General features: G+C 64.5%; 17 protein-coding genes. 5 read left to right on the forward strand and 12 right to left on the reverse strand.

Translation table 11 applies throughout. From position 1 onward, the window contains the following. Positions 1–81: 81 nt before the first annotated feature. The 3 genes from ACLP9N_RS30875 to glsA are packed head-to-tail and all read right to left on the reverse strand — an operon-like array spanning position 82 to position 3581. Entirely contained in the window at positions 82–1239 is a 1158-nt protein-coding gene (locus tag ACLP9N_RS30875; RefSeq protein WP_442410941.1) for a zinc-binding metallopeptidase family protein, read from the reverse strand. Then, positions 1158–2612, reverse strand: a complete 1455-nt coding sequence (locus ACLP9N_RS30880) for a C45 family autoproteolytic acyltransferase/hydolase (protein ID WP_442410942.1) — start codon at positions 2610–2612, stop codon at positions 1158–1160. The genes ACLP9N_RS30875 and ACLP9N_RS30880 overlap by 82 nt, the downstream gene beginning before the upstream one ends. Before the next feature lie 9 nt (positions 2613–2621). Beyond that, entirely contained in the window at positions 2622–3581 is a 960-nt protein-coding gene (gene glsA, locus ACLP9N_RS30885) for a glutaminase A (RefSeq protein ID WP_442410943.1), read from the reverse strand. Positions 3582–3784: 203 nt separating this feature from the next. On the opposite strand from glsA, the gene ACLP9N_RS30890 reads away from it, so the two are divergent. Next, positions 3785–4933, forward strand: coding sequence for an aromatic ring-hydroxylating oxygenase subunit alpha (locus ACLP9N_RS30890; RefSeq protein ID WP_442410944.1), 1149 nt, complete (start codon positions 3785–3787; stop codon positions 4931–4933). Between the two features lie 57 nt (positions 4934–4990). On the opposite strand, the gene ACLP9N_RS30895 is transcribed toward ACLP9N_RS30890, so the two are convergent. Continuing rightward, the gene (locus tag ACLP9N_RS30895; protein ID WP_442410945.1) at positions 4991–6349 is read right to left on the reverse strand and encodes a secreted hydrolase; all 1359 of its coding nucleotides are present in this window, start codon (positions 6347–6349) and stop codon (positions 4991–4993) included. Between the two features lie 172 nt (positions 6350–6521). Here ACLP9N_RS30895 and ACLP9N_RS30900 point away from each other — a divergent pair, with 172 nt between their 5' ends. Both ACLP9N_RS30900 and ACLP9N_RS30905 read left to right on the forward strand, forming a co-directional pair. Beyond that, entirely contained in the window at positions 6522–7982 is a 1461-nt protein-coding gene (locus tag ACLP9N_RS30900; protein WP_442410946.1) for an aldehyde dehydrogenase, read from the forward strand. 75 nt (positions 7983–8057) lie between these two features. Further along, positions 8058–8450 (forward strand): hypothetical protein, encoded by a 393-nt coding sequence (locus ACLP9N_RS30905; RefSeq protein WP_442410947.1) that lies wholly within the window; start codon positions 8058–8060, stop codon positions 8448–8450. Between the two features lie 25 nt (positions 8451–8475). Here ACLP9N_RS30905 and ACLP9N_RS30910 read toward each other — a convergent pair whose 3' ends face one another. The 5 genes from ACLP9N_RS30910 to ACLP9N_RS30930 all read right to left on the reverse strand — a co-directional run bounded on the left by ACLP9N_RS30910 (position 8476) and on the right by ACLP9N_RS30930 (position 12759). Next, on the reverse strand, positions 8476–8925 hold the full coding sequence (locus ACLP9N_RS30910) for a MaoC family dehydratase (RefSeq protein ID WP_442410948.1): 450 nt from the start codon (positions 8923–8925) through the stop codon (positions 8476–8478). Then, positions 8922–9401 carry an FAS1-like dehydratase domain-containing protein gene (locus ACLP9N_RS30915; protein ID WP_442410963.1) on the reverse strand — a complete coding sequence of 160 codons (480 nt, stop codon included), beginning with the start codon at positions 9399–9401 and terminating at the stop codon, positions 8922–8924. Before ACLP9N_RS30915 ends, ACLP9N_RS30910 begins: the two co-directional genes overlap by 4 nt. A gap of 70 nt (positions 9402–9471) precedes the next feature. Continuing rightward, positions 9472–9900 carry a nuclear transport factor 2 family protein gene (locus ACLP9N_RS30920; RefSeq protein ID WP_442410949.1) on the reverse strand — a complete coding sequence of 143 codons (429 nt, stop codon included), beginning with the start codon at positions 9898–9900 and terminating at the stop codon, positions 9472–9474. A 106-nt stretch (positions 9901–10006) separates the two neighbouring features. Further along, positions 10007–11623 carry an AMP-binding protein gene (locus tag ACLP9N_RS30925; protein WP_442410950.1) on the reverse strand — a complete coding sequence of 539 codons (1617 nt, stop codon included), beginning with the start codon at positions 11621–11623 and terminating at the stop codon, positions 10007–10009. 11 nt (positions 11624–11634) lie between these two features. Next, entirely contained in the window at positions 11635–12759 is a 1125-nt protein-coding gene (locus ACLP9N_RS30930; RefSeq protein ID WP_442410951.1) for a Rieske 2Fe-2S domain-containing protein, read from the reverse strand. A gap of 93 nt (positions 12760–12852) precedes the next feature. Between ACLP9N_RS30930 and ACLP9N_RS30935 the strand changes: the two genes are divergently transcribed. Next, entirely contained in the window at positions 12853–14160 is a 1308-nt protein-coding gene (locus ACLP9N_RS30935) for a cytochrome P450 (protein ID WP_442410952.1), read from the forward strand. A gap of 4 nt (positions 14161–14164) precedes the next feature. On the opposite strand, the gene ACLP9N_RS30940 is transcribed toward ACLP9N_RS30935, so the two are convergent. From ACLP9N_RS30940 to ACLP9N_RS30950, 3 genes are all read right to left on the reverse strand, one after another. Further along, positions 14165–14371, reverse strand: coding sequence for a hypothetical protein (locus ACLP9N_RS30940; protein WP_442410953.1), 207 nt, complete (start codon positions 14369–14371; stop codon positions 14165–14167). A 126-nt stretch (positions 14372–14497) separates the two neighbouring features. Continuing rightward, positions 14498–14689 carry a ferredoxin gene (locus tag ACLP9N_RS30945; protein ID WP_442410954.1) on the reverse strand — a complete coding sequence of 64 codons (192 nt, stop codon included), beginning with the start codon at positions 14687–14689 and terminating at the stop codon, positions 14498–14500. A gap of 13 nt (positions 14690–14702) precedes the next feature. Further along, positions 14703–17099 carry a CoA transferase gene (locus ACLP9N_RS30950; RefSeq protein ID WP_442410955.1) on the reverse strand — a complete coding sequence of 799 codons (2397 nt, stop codon included), beginning with the start codon at positions 17097–17099 and terminating at the stop codon, positions 14703–14705. A gap of 139 nt (positions 17100–17238) precedes the next feature. Here ACLP9N_RS30950 and ACLP9N_RS30955 point away from each other — a divergent pair, with 139 nt between their 5' ends. Next, positions 17239–18072 carry a FadR/GntR family transcriptional regulator gene (locus ACLP9N_RS30955; RefSeq protein WP_442410956.1) on the forward strand — a complete coding sequence of 278 codons (834 nt, stop codon included), beginning with the start codon at positions 17239–17241 and terminating at the stop codon, positions 18070–18072. The last annotated feature ends 3 nt before the right edge of the window (positions 18073–18075 follow it).

The following is an 18075-nucleotide window of genomic DNA, read 5'->3' on the forward strand; positions in this document are numbered from 1 at the left end:
CGACACAAACACCATTTGACACACTGGCCTCACTGGTCACATGTGTATCACATTGACGCATCGCGCGCCCCGGTGGCTGCCTTATGCGCCATGGGATGCGGCCGTTTTGTTGTCCTCGGCGGCCGTGCTGAGCACGTCGTGGACGAAGCCGAGCTTGGCCACCACCGGAAGGTTGAGCCGAAAGGGGTAGAGGGCCTCCTTGCCCATCGCGTGGTTCACCCGGTTGAGCACGCCGGAGAGCACCTCCCAGTCGTGCACGAGCGCTTCGAAGTCGCCTTCGCCGTAGTGGACCCGCGGGTCGATGTCGGCGTCGAGGTCGAAGTGCACCCGATCGGCGCGCAGCATCATCCCGGAGTCGGCGGCGGTCGCCAAGGTTCCCGTGATGTGCAGATAGTGGGCGAAGGTCTCCGCCCAGTCCTCGAAGGGGTGGGCGGTCGCGTAGTGCGAGATGTAGTCGTGTTCCCACTGATCCGGGACGTGTCCGGCGTAATAGTCCGCCAGCGCGGCCTGGTAGTTGCGGCGCTCGTCGCCGAAGAAGGAGCGGGCCTCGTCGATGAGCGCGCCGCCGGTGATCAAGATCATCTCGTAGTAGTGGCCGACCTCGTGGCGCATGTGACCGAGCATGGTGCGGTAAGGCTCTTTGAGGATGATCCGCTGCCGTTCTCGGTACAGCTCAAGCGATTCGGCCAGATCGATCGTGATGACGCCGTTGACGTGTCCCATCGTCACCGGATGCCCCACGGACTTGCTCGAAATCAAATCGAATGCCAGGCCCTTCGGGTCCTCGTGGAATGGCGTGATCGGCAAACTTTGATCGAGCAGTTGGAAGACCAGTCGCCGCAGGGCTTTCAGGGTGCTGGCCAGTTCGCTTTGCGCCTCGGTGTCGTCCGGATCCGGCCCGGTCCGGACGAAACCGTCTGCGAAGCGCACACCGGTCGGCGAGTCCGCCTCGACCAGCCAGTTGCAGCCTCGATCCCAATGGGCGCAGCGCACCCATGCCGTGTCCTCGATCATGGTGGATGTCCCGGCCGCCGGGGCGAGTGCTATCGACATCCAGGGCTTGTGGAATGCCACCTCAGTCGCGCAAGCCGAACAGCATTGTTCTTCGAAGGCCACTGCGGAGCCGCAGTTCGGGCAGCGGAACCCGCGCATCGACGCTATCCCTTGTCGGCCGTGATGGCGAAGTACGTCCAGGGCTGTTGCGGGCGACTCTTCAGGTACCCCTTCTGCCAGTTCCATTGCGGGTGCCGGCGCAGGAATTCGTCAGCGTCGAACGGTGCACCGTCGGCCCGCCCGTACCGCGCCCACAGGTTCATGCCGGCGATGTCGGCGGTGCAGGCGACCTTCGCATCGACGGATCCAAACGGAGTAAAGGGCGTCAAACCACTGTTCTCGCAAGGATCTTCGTCGGAATGCGCGCAGATGGTACGCGCCGACGGGCGCGTGTAGTTGAGGTATGGGTCGAAGGTGTCACCGATCATGCGCTTGCCGACCTCCACGTCGATCCGTCCGTCGGCCTCTCCGAGCAGCTGTTGCCAACGCACCTGGCGGGCCCCGTTGGGTGTGCGGATATCGCTGAACCCCGTCCCAAAGCATTCCAGGTTGCGAATCCGTGGATCGGTCGGTGCATTGTCACCCCAGTAATAGCCGTCGGTTTTGCGCGCCAGGCTCTGATACAGCAGGCCTTCCTCGTAGCGCGCGATCTCACCGGTCTTGATGTCGCCGATCAACCACGAGTTCGCGTACCCGCCATTGTTTTCGGCGTTCATCAGGCTGATCCAGTGGTCGATGTCGTTGGCGTACTGGGTTGCAACCCGGGCCCGGCAGAACTCCGGCGTCCGTGTCTCGTCATACCCCTTATAACCCTCGTATCCGCCGATGGTGGTTTCGGTGATCGCCAGACCCGACGACGACAACCAGAAGTCGGTCATGCTCGCGATCCAGCCGGGCGCAGTCTGCATGACCATCCGATTGCCTTCCGCGGGAGTCAGGTCGAGGATGACGTTCTCGAACTGGCCCTGCCAGAAGTCGGTGAAGCTATTGTGGCCCAGCACGATTGAACCGTCGCTGGTCGCACTGCCGGTCGCGATGAACGCGCTGCAGTGATTGCCCTCCCCGCCGGTCGGGGCGAGCGCGGTGTAGCGGCCCGAATTCTTGGGCCACCAGTAACCGGTCAACTCCATCCAGTCGTTGATCCCCAGCACGTCCTCGAATGTCGAGGGAACCCCGGCTGCGGTCAAACCGGCTGCCACACCTTCGATTTCGGTGAGCAGTTCGGATGGGATTTTCGCGCCGTGCAGTTCGACGGCCTGGCCGACGAAAAAGTCGTAGGTCATGCCGATGTCCTGATAGGTCATCTCCCGATAGACCCGAATCGACTCGGCGTACTCGTCAGCGATCAGGTAGCCGTACTGAAACCCGCGTTCGAACGGTGCGCCACCGATCGAGACGTGCACCCACCCGTCGACATCGCGCCGCAAAGCCTTCGCAAGCCAACCCCGCTGCTCGTCTGTCAGTTCGGCGGGCGCGGTGCGCGCGGGTGCGGCGCTGGGAGCCGGCGGCGGCTGGACATTGTGAGGTGTGGGGTGGGGCGGGGGATCTGCGGGTGCCACGATCGCTCCTCACATTGCTTTTTCAGGGGTGTCGAACAGGCCCAACTTCAGCCGGTTCACAACGTCTGCCACGGCAAACCAACCGCGCACACTGTTGCCGGCGGAATTCAATTTCGGCGAGAAGGCGGCCACCGCGAGTCGGCCAGGTACGACCGCCAGCACGCCCCCGCCGACCCCGCTCTTAGCGGGCACCCCGACCGTGTAGGCCCAGTCCCCGGACTGCGTATACATCCCCTCCATCACCATTTCAGCCAGCACATAACGGACGTTGGAGTCCGCCATGACCCGCACGCCGGTGTGGGGATTCACTCCGCCGGCGGCCAGCGTTGCGCCCATGGTCGCCAAGTCGGCGGTGTTCAGCATCGTCGAACACTGCTGGGTGTACACCGTGCACGCTTCCATCGGATCGCAGAAAAGCGTTCCCGTGCTGTACATCAGCCAGGCGATGGCCTTGTTGTGGGCGTTGGTGGCCTGCTCGGAAGCATTGATCTCCTCGCTGATGGACAGCGGGCGCCCCGCGAACGCGCTCTGGATATCCAGGATTTTGCGCCATCGGTCGGCAGGGTCCGAGGCCCTCACGAAGCTGGTCGTCGCCATCGCGCCCGCGTTGACCAAGGGCGACGTCGGCTTGTCGTGGTGCAGCTCGAGGGCCAGCACCGAATCGAACGCGCCTCCGGTCGGGTTGGCACCCAGCTTGGCACGCGCCACGCGATGGCCCCGCTGCTCGATCACCAACGCCAACGTGAATATCTTCGAAATGGACTCAATCGGAAACTGGTGCTCAACGTCTCCGATCGCGGCGGTGTGGCCGTCGGGAGTCGTCGCGCACAAAGCGAAAAGGCTCGGGTCGACGTCGGCGAGCGCGGGGATGTACTTCGCGGTGCGTCCCCGGGAGTTATGCCGATGCGACGAATAGGCATGCGCCACAGCGGAGTCGATTGCTGCCGAGTCCAGTGGGTCAGCGGCCATGGCCAATCACTCTCCCAGCCCAGGGTCTGGCGAAGCAGTTGACTCGCGACAGCGAGCCTAGCAGAGCAACTTTGCCTCCACGCCTCGAACGATCCGACGCGATTCTCCCGAAATTACCGCTGTCACTATTAACTTAATAAAGTTAGAGTCAACGATGCAGGCGTTCCGGCCCCGGGACGACACTCAACTGCAGGGGAATTCCGATGGATCGCGACCAGCTCATCGATCTGACCCGGCGCGCCCTGAAGCTGGCACGCGACAAAGCGACCGACCTTGCGCCCCGCCAGCACACGGTCGATGCGCGGGAGTACACCTCGCAGGACCGACACAACCAGGACCGTGCCATGCTGTTGGCCAGCCCGCAGCTGGTCGGCTATGTCTCGGAACTCCCTGATCCGGGTTCGTACTGCACCAAGACGGTGATGGGGCGATCGATCCTGCTGACCAGAACGTCGGACGGGTCGGTCAAGGCGTTCGAGAACGTCTGCTTGCACCGGCAGTCACAGGTGGCGACGGGGTGTGGCAGCGCCAAACGATTCACCTGCCCGTACCACTCGTGGACCTACGACAACACCGGGCGATTGGTTTCGGTGCCCGGCCGCGAGGGCTTCCCGGACGTGACCCCCAAGTCCGACGGTTTGACCGAGCTGCCCGCCACCGAGTTCGCCGGGTTCCTCTGGGTGGCACTGGATCCCGGCACCACCCTGGACATCGCCGCACACCTGGGACCGCTGGCCGACGAGCTTGACTCGTGGGGCATCGGGCGGTGGTCTCCGCTGGGCGAAAAGGTGCTCGACTCCCCCATCAATTGGAAACTGGCCGTCGACACCTTCGCGGAGAACTACCACTTCGCCACCGTGCACAAGCAGACCTTCGCCACCATCGCGCGCAGCAATTGCACGGTCTTTGATTCGTACGGACCGCACCACCGGCTGATCTTTCCGCTCAACACGATCCTCGAACTGGATAATGTCCCCGAAGAACAATGGGACCCGTTCCACAACATGGTCGTGATTTATGCGCTTTTCCCCAACATCGTGCTGTCCGTGACGATAGCCAACGGCGAGTTGTTCCGTGTCTATCCGGGTGAGCAACCGGGCAGGTCGATCACCGTGCACCAGAACTCGACGCCGCTGGACTTGTCCGACGACTCCGTTGCCGCCGGCGCGCAAGCCGTCTTCGACTACGCGCATGCCACCGTTCGCGACGAGGACTATCGGTTAGTCGAGGGACTGCAAGCCAACCTCGAGTCGGGCGCCCGCGACCATCTGGTGTTCGGGCGCAACGAGCCGGGGCTTCAGCATCGCCACATCACCTGGCAGCAGGCTCTGGCGGCCTCGCGCCGAACCTGACGCCTTTCGCGACACTGCGCACACGCACACGACACGCCGCAGACCGTGTACGTGGTTTCAGTTTGGGCGCGCGGCGTCCCCACTACCGCCGGCCAGCACGGCGATCAGATCGTCGAGAAGCGTTGCGAGCATCCCGTTTTGGCCAAGCCGCACCTTCGCCAACAATTCGCGCGCCTCGTCGTGGCGGCCCGCGGCCACCAAAGGCGCCAGCTGATCCACCGCGGTCCGCAGATCCGGATCGGGCGGTTCTATGTTCGCGACGGTCGTGGCCAGCACCTCGATTAGTTCCCAGTCCCGATACAGTGCGAGCGAACGCTCGTTGAACGCGAAGCCGGTCACCGGTTCACCCCGCAGCGTTCCGCGGTAGCGGTACGGGCCTTCCATGTATTCGATCGGCAGGCCGTGCGCGGGGGCCGGCACCAGCGGCTCCCCGACGACGTCCAGTTGCATTGTGTCACAGGTGATCCGATGACGATCAGGCATGTACCGGGCCGCAGCGAGTGGGCGCACCAGGGGCCGTATCGAATTCGGCCACTTCACATAGCTGCTGACCGTGACCTCGACGTCCTCGGCGCACTCGGGCGGTACGGCGGGGTCGGGGTAGCTGACTGTCACACCGGTAAACGGTTGCAGCGCATTGCCATTCGTGCGGTCGAACTGGCGCCAGATGCTCATGTCGACGCCGTTGTCGAAATGGATGGTGCGCCATTCGTGCGAGCGGGCTCGCGGGTCTCCCCCGGTTCCGCCGCCGGCGTATTTCGGAAACCACTGCCGGTCGATGTGCCCGGCGGTGCCGCTGACCTCCTCGACAGACTCGCCCCAGCGCAGGGTTCCGGTCATCACCATTCCGGTCTGGAAGTAGGAGTACGTGTCGGGCTGGCCGAAGCAGGCCATCTTGCCGTTGTAGGTCGACGCGCCCACCGGTGTCGGTGCGCGCGTCGGTGTTACGGCCAACTCGAGCTGCATGGACCGGTCGGCATGGTCCTCGCCGACAAGGTTGACGGCATAGGTATAGGGCAGCAGTTCCCCGTCCGCGTCGCGGCTAGCGATCCATGACGCGGTGCCGGCGCTGCTCTGGTAACTGATGTCCAGGTATCCAGTAGCCATGGTCAGCTTGCGCTGCGCACCCGGCTTCATGTTGGCCGGTGGCATGTCGTAGTCGGTGTAGGTGCCGTAATCGCCGGTGTCCAGATCGAAAAGCGCCAAGGTGTAGAAGTCCGCGACGACGGTTCCGCCGGGCTGGTTCTTGTTGAAGATGGTCAGGAAGGCAAAAGACCGGCCTGTCGCGGCCGCGTCGAGTTGTCCGGCGATGAACCAGGTGTCGGACTCCTGGTCGGGGTGTTCGCCTTCGGCGGCGGGAAACTCCAACTGGCTGTCACCGGGCACCAACTGGAAAGGGTAAGCGCGCCAATTCATTCAGGCCTCGTGTCCGTCGGGAACGGCCGACTGCGGGCGATTGATCGTCACGACCCGAACGGCGCCGTCCGCGGCCACCGGAAGTTCGTCGCGCACGGTGTCGGCTTCCTATCGCTCTTTTTTGCTATGTTAGCAGCAATAGCGAAGTTACGGCCCTAGAGGTACTCGACCGATGACGGAAAATCACCGCTCCTATGACGAACTGTTCATCGGAGGGCGCTGGCGCAAGCCCGCCAACCCGCAACAGCTCGCGGTCATTTCCCCGCACTCCGAACAGCCCATCGGCCACGCGCAGGTGGCCGGTCCCGAGGATGTCGACGCGGCCGTTGCTGCCGCGCGGCATGCTTTCGACCACGGTCCGTGGCCGCGGATGGATCCGCACGAGCGGATGAGCAAGATCGAGGAACTGGCCGCCGTCTACGCGCGCCACATCGACGAAATGGCCGATCTGATCACCGCGGAGATGGGCTCTCCGCGCAGTTTCAGCAGGCTGGGCCAGGCGGCCGGTGCGGCCTCGATGATGCATCTGACGTTGGCGGTCGCCCGCGAGTTTCCCTGGGTGGAACGTCGCCAGGGTGTGCTCGGCCAAGCGCACCTGCGCCGGGCCCCGGTAGGCGTGGTCGGCGCGATCGTGCCGTGGAATGTGCCGCAATGCCTGATCATGCCCAAACTGATTCCCGCGCTCATCGCCGGTTGCGCGGTCATCATCAAGCCGGCACCCGAAACACCGCTCGACGCTTTGTGGCTGGCCGAGATGATCGAGCAGGTCGGCCTCCCCGAAGGGGTCGTGTCGGTGCTACCCGGCGGGCCGGATGTCGGCGAGGCGCTGGTGCGCCATCTCGGTGTGGACAAGATCGCCTTCACCGGTTCCAGTGCCGCCGGGCGCCGGATCGCCGCCCTGTGCGGAGAGCAGCTCAAGCGGGTGAGCCTGGAACTGGGCGGCAAGTCGGCGGCGATCATTCTCGACGACGCCGACGTCGGCAAGACCGTGGCCGGGTTGAAGTCGGCCGCCCTGATGAACAACGGCCAGGCCTGTGTCGCGCAGACCCGCATCCTGGTCAGCGAACGCCGCCACGATGAATTCGTCGACGCGCTGGCCGAGATGATGTCGGGCTTGCGCGTCGGAGATCCCGACGACGAGGCAACCGACATCGGACCCCTTGTCGCCCAACGGCAACAACGTCGGGTCCAGGACTTCATCCGGTCCGGGCAACAGGAAGGCGCCCGCGTGGTGCTCGGTGGTCACGACAGTCCGGCCGAGCGCGGCTGGTATGTGCGCCCGACGCTGTTCGCCGACGCCACCAATGACATGCGCATCGCACGCGAGGAGATCTTCGGCCCGGTCTTGACCGTTTTGCGCTATACCGACGAGGACGATGCGGTCCGAATCGCCAACAACAGCGACTACGGCCTGGCCGGTTCGGTCTGGACCGCCGACACGGCCCACGGCCTACAGATCACTGCCGGTGTGCGCACCGGAACCTACGGCATCAATATGTACATGCTCGACATCAGCAGCCCGTTCGGCGGCTTCAAGCAATCGGGCATCGGACGCGAGTTCGGGCCCGAGGGGCTCCACGAGTATGTCGAGCTGCAGTCAGTGGTTTGCAACGGGAAGATGCCGCCGCTGTGACAACCGGGGCCCGCCGCATTCCCCTCACCGCGAAAATGGCGACAGGGTCATCACACCTGTGCTTACCCTCCTTCAATGCAGTGGAAGAAAGCCGTTGTCGCTGGAGCGGCGATGGTTCTCACAGGTTGCGGTGGGTCAAACCAGCAAGCGGCGGTGACGCTGACGTCCACACTGGAAATCACGAAGACAGTTACGGTGACCGGTCCGCCGCCCCCATCCGCCCCGAAAACAATCATCGAAACCGATGGCACGTATCGGGTCGGTACCGATATTTTGCCAGGCACCTATCACTCCGGCGGTCCCAGCCCCAGCGGAGAATCCGATTGCTATTGGGCGAGGCTCAGAAGTCTCAATCCAAGCGACATCATCACCAACAACATCAGCAACGGTCCTCAGGTGGTAATGATCCAGCCGAGTGACACGGCGTTTTTGACGCGTAGCTGCCAGACCTGGCAGAAGGCCGACTGACCAAAGAAGCGAAGCGCCGGTCCCGTCACCCCTCAGAACGGGGCAGCCGCAGGGTGAGCTCGACCGGGCAGCAAAGCTGGCCGTGCTGGTTGGTCACTTCGATCTGGATGTCGACGAGGTAGCGCGGCGGGTCGACCGAGGTGTCACACCGCTTGGCCACCACCCGCCCCCGGCCGACCATGGTGTCGCCGGCATAGACCGAGCCGGCCAGTCGTAGCGAGCGGCGCACCACGCGACTGCCCGGGCCGGCCCAATCGGTCGCCACGCGGTCGGCGAATCCGGCGAGGTGCATGGTGTTGACGTAAATCGTTGGGTTGCCCTGGCTTTGGGCATAGACGGGATCGAAATGGCCGGCGAAATAGTCCCACGTTGCTCCGGCGTTCTCCACGACGCGTTGGTAAGTGATCTGGTCGACCACTTCTGGCAGCTCGACCTGAACGTCGATTTCGTTCCAGTCCAGATCCTCACCGGTCACGACGCGGTCGCAGGGGTGAAGCGGAACAACGTGTTTCGGTTCCGGGCGACTACCGTGCCGTCCTGGCGACAAAAGGTCTCGAGCGTTTGAACGAAGTGGCCGACACCCAGGCGGGTCGTCTTCTCCGGCGACACCGACACCAGTTCCTCGACCACGGTGAGCAGATCGCCCTCGACGATGGGCTCGAGAAACTCAACATCGTTGGCCGCGTTGATGAATGTCGTGCCCGGCAGCGGTATCCGCAACACCAAGCCCGCCGGCCTGGCGCTTCCTTGTTGGGGTGGCTGCCACGGCGGAGGTATCAGCCATCCCATCAACAAAGCCGGCGGGGCCAGCAGACCACCCCATCGCTGCCGAGCATATTCGGCGTCCCAATACGAGCGATTGCCATCGTGGACCATCGCGGCGAACAACTGGATGCGCGCGCCACTGACGGCCGTGGCCGCGGTTCGCGGTTCGCTTGCTGCGCCGACCATCCGCAGCGCATCTTCGTAGGTACCGAAAGCCAGCTGGTAGCTCAGGTCCCGCTCCACGTATCGCTACCGCTTACATGACGAGCGGGTGCCGGCTGGGCACCGAATCCCACGCAAGTTCGCGGGACGTGTAGTACCAGCCGCCGCGCTCGTAGATCAGCTCGTCCCGGAATGTCCCGGTGGCCCGCAGTGTGGTTTCGCCATACATGGCGGCGTACAGCACGGCGACACAGCGCTGGATGGCGTGCACGCCGTCGACTTGGATCTCGTGATCCACGCAGACCAGACGCTGGTTATCGCCGCCGTCGAATGCCATGCGGAGATCGGTGAACACGTCGTGGTCGCGGATATAGGTGGCCCCGGAGTGGCGGAAGGTGGCGATCCAGGCGTCGCGGTCGCCGTCGGAGTAGGCGCGGTTGTGCCGGGCGTTCAGATTCAGGATGGCGGCTCGGCCCGTTGCGGCGGCGAGCATCTGTTGTTCCTGATAGCTCATGGTGGTCATCTGTGCTCTTCAGCCTCTCTGGGAAGGACGGCGGATAAGGGGACGAGCGAACGATTGAACGTAACAATAACTTAACTTAACGTCTACTACGTAACATTGGCGTAACTTAGCGGCTAACGATGTATCCGTGTCGTTCGCGATCCCACGCACCAGTACTGAGGCCCCGGCTGCGCAAGAGGTCTTTGCGAATCCGTCCGATCACATTCTTCGGGAGCTCATCGAGGGTTTCAACGAACCGGGGCACGCAGAAGTACGGCATGCGGGCGGCGCAGAAGTCGAGCAACTCCGCGTAATCCAGCACAGCTCCGGGGCGCAACGTGACGATCAGCAAGATGTCGTCCTCACCCAACTGACTGGGCACGCCTACGGCCGCGGCCTCCAGCACCGCCGGATGGCGCATGACCACCGTCTCCACTTCCACCGACGACACGTTCTCGCCGCGCCTGCGCAGAGCATCCTTGATCCGGTCGACGTAGGTCAGGTTGTGATCGCTATCGAGTTTTCCCAAGTCGCCGGTGCGAAACCACTCCTGGTGCGGCTCCACCTGTGAACCCTGACTGACCCCCTGACTGACCCCCTGACTGACCCCCTGACTGACATAGCCCTGGCTAATCACGTGCGGGTATCTGGGCCGGCAGGCGATCTCGCCAATGGCTCCGGCCGGCAGCGGATTGCCGTCGGCGTCAACGATGCGCACGTCGAAATTCGGGTTCGGTCGCCCCGACGTTCCGGGAACCCCGTCGTCTGCCACCCCTTTGACGGCGATCGGAAAGGCCTCCGTCATCCCGTACATGGTGACGATCTTGCAGGCGTAGCGCTTTTCGATCTCGTGGTAGGAGTTCGCTTCGATGGGCGCCGCGGAGATGAAGCGCAGCGGCAGCTGTGCGTCGCGCGGATCCGCGGGCAGGTTATGCAACATCGACACCATGGCGCCGGCGCCGGCGAAGCCGATGGCACCGCGGGCACGCACGTCGTCCCACACCTCGCCGGGATGAAACGCGCCGGCGAGCGCGGTTGTCCCGCCAACCAGCATCGGCGCCAGCACGCTCGGCGCCGCGCTCAGATGGAACAGTGGCATCGCGGTCCACAGCACCTCGCCCGGACCGAATTGCCAGGCCGACGCGACAGTCGCGGCCACCGAGAACAGGTAGTGCCATGTGGTGGCAACCGCCTTCGACGGCCCGGTGGTGCCCGACGTGAAGAACAGGCACCCCACGTCCTCGGCCGCCGCGGAGCTGTCGGGCACGCCAGCCGGACGCATCAGCGCGTCGGTGAGCGAATCACCTTGCACCATAACGTCAGTCACGGTTTCCAATTGGCCGGCAACCTCATCGACGCGGGGTCGTCGCTCGGCGTCGGTGAGGATCACCTTGGCCCGCGACAACCGAAGGGTGTGCAGCAGGAAGTCGCCTTTGTTTGCGGCGTTCACCGCCGCGCTCACCGCGCCGATGCGCGCCGCGCCCAGCCAGAAGTAGACCCATTCCGGGCAGGTGGCGGTGAACAGCGCCACACAGTCACCGCGCCCAACACCCAAGTCAGCCAAGATGTTCGCCGCCGCGCAGGACCGCTGGCGCATCTGTTCGAAGGTCACCTCGACACCCGCGATCGCCATCATCACGCGGTCGGGATACTGCTCGGCCCGGCGATCCAGCACGGCGGGCACGGTGAAACGGTCGACACCGAAATCGGAGGGGCCGAGGGGTCCGCTCCGGTCAGCGCGCATCAGGGTTCCAGTCAGGCCCCAGCGGCGGCCGGATCCGGCTTACCCTCGGCGGTGTAGCCGAAGTCGGTGGTCGTGGGCTCGGTGCCCGGGTAGAAGCGATGGGCCCAGCGGCGAAGGGCGGCGTAATCGCGCGCCTCCTCGGGCGCCAGGTTCGGCTTCTCCAGGTATTTCATGTTCTCCCAGGTGAAGAAGTCTTGTTTGATGACCTCTTGCTGCAGCGCCAGGAATTTGGCGGCGCGACCGGTGGGCACGTCGCCGACGTCGCCGGACTCGCGAATCGAGGCCTGGGTATAGAAGTAGTCGGTGTAGTCCTCGTCGACCGGGGTTTGCCCGGTGACCTGGACGGTGGCCACCAGCTCGCTGGGGAACCGGACGACACCCAGTCCCAGCGAGTAATTGTCGTAGATTATCTTGGCGTCGACCGGGCCATTAGGGGTTAGCCAGGTGGACGCCCGACCGCCGCCGAAGTGTGCGTTGACGGTCGCGTGCAGGTGGTAACCCGCTACCTCGAACGACGCGGTGGTGGCGGGGTTCGCCGCCTTGTGCACGTACTGCACGTGGTAGGGGTCCGCGGCGTTCTCGATGATCATCTGCGCATGCACCTTGATCCGATTGACCATCTGGGTGTGCGGGTGCAGCGGGTAATACTCGTTGGTTTCGAGCTCAGGAAGCACGGGTGGCTGCCAGTACGGCGCCCGGCCGTGGCGTTCGTGCCACACCAGGATGAAGCCGTACCACTCCGTGCTCGGATAGGTGCGGATGCGCACGTTGGTCTTGCAGCCGATCTTGCTGTACGGAATCAGGGCGTTGGTGCCATCGCCCCGCCACCGCCAGCCGTGCCAGGGGCAGACGATGTTCTCGCCTTCCACCTCGCCGCCGACGCCCATGTTGGCGCCGAGGTGCTGACAGTAGGCGTCCATCACGTGCACCTGGCCGGATTGGGTGCGGAATATCACCAGTTCCTCGCCGAAGTAGTGCGCGCGCTTAACTTCACCGACGGCCAGGTCCGATGCGAAGCAGACGATGAACCATCCCGTCGGGTAGCGATACTTCGACAGCGCGATGCCCGATCCGAACTCTTGGTCCGAAGGATCCACGCTCGAATCTGAAGCCGAGTCCGAAATCGTATTAGTCACGAGCACTCCGATTCCCACGCGGCCGAGCGCAACTGGGCCGCCCTTAAACTCACCGCGGTTCGACGGCTAGGTCTATTTTTACTATCTTAAGCATTGAACGTCAACGCGGCACGTTCGGTTGTCGTGTGGTGTCTGGCTGGAGTGAGGTTACCGATGACCGCTGTCGCAGTGGATCTGTCCGATTTCACATTGTGGCGCAATGGTTTTCCCGACGAGTTGTTCGCCGAATTGCGGCGCACGAGACCGCTTTTCCGCCATGAGCTCACGCCCGGCGTCGAGCAGCTGTTTTCCGGGACGCTCCAGCGTGACTTCTGGGTGACCACCAAGCACCGGCACGCGGTACGCCTGCACCGCGACGTCGACTCCTTCACCGCGGTGGACGGCCCGCTGATCCAGCCGGTCGGCTTGTTCGCCTCCTACCCGACGATCATCAACATGGACCCGCCGGGGCTGAACAAGCGCCGCAAGCTCATCTCCAACGCGTTCAACCCGCGCGCGATCGCCAAGCTCGAAGACGGCATCCGGGCGCGCGCGGCGCGGATGATCGACCGACTGCTGGCCAACCGCGGCGGGGACTGGATCGAGGATGTCGCCGACGCGCTGCCGATGACGGTCATCGGCGACATCATCGGCATACCGGAAGAGGACCGGCCGGAGATCTTCGGCGTGCTCGATCGCATCCTCAAGGCCCGCTCACCCGAGGCGCGGCTGAGCCGGCAGGACGAAATCGACCTGTACACCAAGATCTTCGGCTACGCGATGGAGCTCACCGCGGAAAAGCGGCGCAATCCCGCCGACGACATCTGGAGCACGCTGGCGTCGGCGGTCATCACCGGTGAAGACGGTGAGCAGTTCAGTCTGCCCACCAACGAACTCGAGTTCTTCTTCTTCGTGCTCACCTTCGCGGGCAGCGACACCACCAAGAACGCGCTGGCCATCGGGCTGCAGGCGTTCGTTGCCAAGCCCGAGCAGATCGAACGGTATCGCGATGAGGAAGCGCTGCGGCCCGGCGCCGTCGAGGAGGTGCTGCGCTGGGCGTCACCGGTGGCGTACTGGACACGCACCGCCAAGGTCGACGTCGAGATGGATGGCCAGCACATACCGCAGGGCGATCGGGTGGTGTCGATGCTGCGTTCGGCCAACCGGGACGAGGAGGTCTTCGATTCGCCGTTCACCTTTGACATCGGCCGTCACCCCAACCCGCACGTGGCTTTCGGTGGAGGGGGCCCACACCACTGCCTGGGCGCAATGCTGGCGCGTGCGGAACTTCGCGCGGTGTTCGACGAACTGCTGCTGCGGTGCGATGACATCAAAATCGGTCCGGCCAAAGTGGCTTATCCGAACCTGACCACCAATATGTCGATCTATGACGAGATGGCGATATCGCTGACTGAGCGCTGAGCGGTCAGTGCGTGTCGGGTGCCGGCGTGGTTCCGAATGCAGCGAACACCGCCAACGGGTCCAGGTGTCGCGCCAGTGCGTGATCTTGCGTCTGAACGATCGACTCCCCGTAATCGGAGTACAGCTCGGCTAGCGCTTCGCACCCAACGATTGTGCGCGGGTAGTCCGGGACAGTGATGATGTACTCCACCAGCACGTCCTCGGCGTGCATATCGAAGAAATCGGTCCCGTCGACCAGACCCTTCAGGCCTCGGCGACAACCTCGAAATAGGGCCGCATCGCGGCGTACTTCGCCATGTCTCGGGATGTCATGGAGCCTCCAGAGAGCCCTTTTGCGTCAGTCGACGAGCCGCAACGCGGCCTTGGGACACTGATCCACCGCGGCACGAACATCGATCTCGCGTTCCGGCGGCACCTCGCCCTCTGCGATCTGCACGACGTCGGCATCGCCCAGTTCGAATATGTCTGCCGCGATCGATTCGCAGAAGCCGTTGGCCTCACACAAGTTCTCGTCGACGGTTACGCGCATCAGCTGCTCCTTTCTAGGCGCCCTTGGGTCGGGTCCCGATGACCCCGCCGGCTGCAAGGCGTGCCAGTTCTTCGTCGGTCAGCCCGCACCGATCGCGAAGCACCTCTTCATTGTGCTCGCCTAGGGTCGGCGGTGGCCGGTTCAGCCACCTACGCTGGCCGGCCAGCTGGGCGAATGGCGGGCAGGGATAAAGGCCGGCACCGGTTCTGGGGTGGTCGAGTTCCTCGAAGAATCCTCGATCGCGCAGTTGCGGGTTCTCGGTGACCAGCGATGGCGATACCACCGGCGCGGCGGGAATGCCCGCGCCGGCCAGCCGTTCCACCGCCGAGTCCCGAGACTGCGCCGCGAACCAGTCCTGCAACCGGCGATCGATCTCGTCGGCCCGTTCCCGTCGCCCGACCATGTCTGCCATGCCCTCGTCGCACCACGAGGGTCGGTCCATCAGATCGACCAGCGCGCACCACTGCTGGTCGTCGCACACGGTCACCGCGATCCAATCATCGCCCGGGCCGGCGCACCGGTAAAGGTTCTGGATGGTCCAGCCCTGACCGCGGTTACCCCGCCGGCTCAGCGTTGTTCCGAAGACCTCGGATTCGATCGGCTGGATTGCGGTGACGTTCAGCACCGTTTCGATCATCGGCAGCTCGACCTGCTGGCCCACGCCGGTGCGCTCGGCGAAGTTCAGCGCGGCCAGCACCGCGAATGCGGCGTGGACACCGGCCAGCGGATCACAGGCTCCGCGCGGCGTCACCGGCGGATCATCCGGCAATCCAGTCACCCAGGCCAGGCCCGCAATCTGTTCCATGGTGGGGGCGAATCCGACCCGCTCGCGCCAAGGGCCATCGAGCCCGAACGCCGGCATCCGCGCGACGACCAGCTTGGGGTTGAGTTTTAGCAGCACATCGGCGGTCAGCCCGAAGTGGTCCATCACCCGTGGTGAGAAGTTCTCGATCACGATGTCGGCGCGGGCCGCCAGCATGAGGAACAACCGACGCCCCTCACTAGAGCCTAAATCCAGTGTGACCGAACGTTTGTTGGTGTTCATCGCGTGGAACACCCAGCCGTACTCCCACCAGTCGTCGACATCTTTGCGCATGCCGCCCGAGTAACGAATGCCGTCGGGCCGCTGGATGGATTCCACCTTGACGACGTCGGCACCGAACGCGGCGAGCAGGTGGGTGGCGGCTGGGCCGGCCCAGAAGGCGGTCAAATCGACGATGCGAACGCCCTCGAGCGGCGATCCGTTGGGTCCCGGCTTGGGCTCGAGTTCACGCTTCTGCCAAGGCGATTCATCGTCGGCCGTGCCGAGGGCCGCAGTGGGGCGCACCGGCGCGGGCGCGCACTCCGACATCAGCCAGGGCGGGCGGGGCTGATGAAAACCGGCGGGGTTGCGGACGAACACCCCGCGCTCGGTCGTGTACTCCATGTCCCGGATGGTGGCTCCGTTGCCCAGCGGCGCGATCGGCAACCGAAACAGCTGACCGAGCTCGACGATCTCCTCGACGGTTCTTTCGGCCATCCAGGGACCGATGTGCTCGCGGATGAAGTCGCGGTAGTCCCAACGGCCGATCTGAAATTGCAGCTGTTCAATCTCCCCGAGCTGCGGGCACTGGACCATCGCCACGAAGTCGAGCCACTGCTGACCGGTGACCATGGTGATCCCGACGTAGCCGTCCTTGGCGGGTTCGATCGACGGCACTTCGAGAGTGCGGCGGATCGGCGGCACCCGCAGCAGCTGGGAATGCAGCCATTCGCTGCTCTGCATCGTGGTGATCGCTTCGAGCATGGACAAATCAAGATGCTCCCCCGGGCCGCCGTGCTCGACGCGGCCGCGCACGGCCAGCGCGCCGAACGCGGCGAACACACCGCCCATGTACTCCCCCAGGTCGCCGCCGATCGCGATGGGTGGCCCGGCGGGGTCGCCGCGAAACCCGGGCGAGCCCGCCCAGGCTTGCAGCGTGAACTCGCTGGCGGCGCGGTCGGCGTATGGACCGGTCCAGCCGAAGTCGGAGATGGTGACGATGACCGCTTGTGGTGATTCGGCCAGCAGCCGCTGCGGATCGATGCCCAGGGCCGCCGCCTGCGAGCGGCCGGCAGTGACGACCACGACGTCGGCAGCGGCCAGCAGGTCGCGAAATTGCGCCGAATCTTTGGCATCCGGCGAAAATGTCATGCTGCTCTTGCCCGCGTTGAGGTAGCTGAAGAACGGCGTCGCGTCACCCTCCGGCACCGGCGAACGGCTGGCCGAGTACTGGCGCAACGAATCCCCTTGCGGCGGTTCGATTTTGCAGACATCTGCCCCGGCGTCAAGCAACAGCTTCCCGCAGTAGCTGCCGGCTATCCGGTCACTGATCTCGACGACCCGCAACTGGTGCAGCGGTGTCGGGCGGCTGTCGGGTCCTGGGTTCACGTTGGACTCACGTTGGAAGAGCATAGTTCGGTGGCCGCTTGAAGCAGAGAGGCTATTTATGCCATTACTGCTAAAATAGCTAAGCCAGTCGAGTACGCGATGTTGCGCGCTCTCTCCTGCTGCTCGTTGCGAGGACCGGATGACTGCCCTGGGTATTGGCCCCGACGCCCGTCGCCGGTTGTCGGCGCCGAGGATCGCCGAAATCGTAGCCGATGAGCTGCGCCGTCAGATCATCGACGGCGAGCTGGCCGACGGGGACCTGTTGCCGCGCCAGGAGGTGCTGGTCGAACAGTTCAACGTGAGCCTGGTCTCGCTGCGCGAGGCGCTGCGGATCTTGGAGACCGAGGGCTTGGTTTCGGTCCGGCGCGGCAACCGGGGTGGCGCCGTCGTGCACGCGCCGGCCAAGACCAGCACCGCCTACATGCTTGGTTTGCTGTTGCAGAGCGAGTCGGTCGAGGTCGCCGACTTGGGCTTTGCGTTGCAGGAGCTCGAGCCGGCCTGCGCCGCACTGGCGGCCCGGCGGCCCGACCGCGCGGACACCTTGGTGCCAGAGCTCAAGAAAGTCAACGACGCCATGGCCGAGCACCTCGAAGACGGACGGCGCTTCACCGAAATCGGCCGTGAATTCCACAATCTCGTCGTTCAGGGTTGCGGCAACCACACCATCATCGCGGTCGTCGGCAGCTTGGAGACGCTGTGGACCAGCCACGAACGACAGTGGGCCGACGAGAGCTCAGCGCGCGGCACCTACCCCTCGCTGGCCCAGCGCCGCGCGGCGCTCAACACGCACATCAAGCTCACCGAAACGATCGCCGAGGGTGACGTCGACCGGGCCCGCCGCATCGCCGGCCGCCACCTCGCCGATACCCAGACCTACGTGCTGAACAGTCGGCCCGACCAACGGATCTATGCGCTTTCGCCGCAGGCTCTGTCACGTTCGGGGTCGCGCCCGCGGGACATCCGGCACTCCTGAGAA

Source organism: Mycobacterium sp. (genome assembly GCF_052144515.1).
Lineage (GTDB): Bacteria > Actinomycetota > Actinomycetes > Mycobacteriales > Mycobacteriaceae > Mycobacterium.

Coding starts and splice junctions, on each gene's coding strand:
- ACLP9N_RS30925 (WP_442410950.1), bottom strand. CDS start 11,623: ATGCGCGCTGACCGGAGCGGACCCCTCGGCCCCTCCGATTTCGGTGTC.
- ACLP9N_RS30940 (WP_442410953.1), bottom strand. CDS start 14,371: ATGCACGCCGAGGACGTGCTGGTGGAGTACATCATCACTGTCCCGGAC.
- ACLP9N_RS30895 (WP_442410945.1), bottom strand. CDS start 6,349: ATGAATTGGCGCGCTTACCCTTTCCAGTTGGTGCCCGGTGACAGCCAG.
- glsA (WP_442410943.1), bottom strand. CDS start 3,581: ATGGCCGCTGACCCACTGGACTCGGCAGCAATCGACTCCGCTGTGGCG.
- ACLP9N_RS30945 (WP_442410954.1), bottom strand. CDS start 14,689: ATGCGCGTAACCGTCGACGAGAACTTGTGTGAGGCCAACGGCTTCTGC.
- ACLP9N_RS30955 (WP_442410956.1), top strand. CDS start 17,239: ATGACTGCCCTGGGTATTGGCCCCGACGCCCGTCGCCGGTTGTCGGCG.
- ACLP9N_RS30890 (WP_442410944.1), top strand. CDS start 3,785: ATGGATCGCGACCAGCTCATCGATCTGACCCGGCGCGCCCTGAAGCTG.
- ACLP9N_RS30920 (WP_442410949.1), bottom strand. CDS start 9,900: ATGACCACCATGAGCTATCAGGAACAACAGATGCTCGCCGCCGCAACG.
- ACLP9N_RS30915 (WP_442410963.1), bottom strand. CDS start 9,401: ATGGTCGGCGCAGCAAGCGAACCGCGAACCGCGGCCACGGCCGTCAGT.
- ACLP9N_RS30900 (WP_442410946.1), top strand. CDS start 6,522: ATGACGGAAAATCACCGCTCCTATGACGAACTGTTCATCGGAGGGCGC.
- ACLP9N_RS30875 (WP_442410941.1), bottom strand. CDS start 1,239: ATGGAACTGGCAGAAGGGGTACCTGAAGAGTCGCCCGCAACAGCCCTG.
- ACLP9N_RS30905 (WP_442410947.1), top strand. CDS start 8,058: ATGCAGTGGAAGAAAGCCGTTGTCGCTGGAGCGGCGATGGTTCTCACA.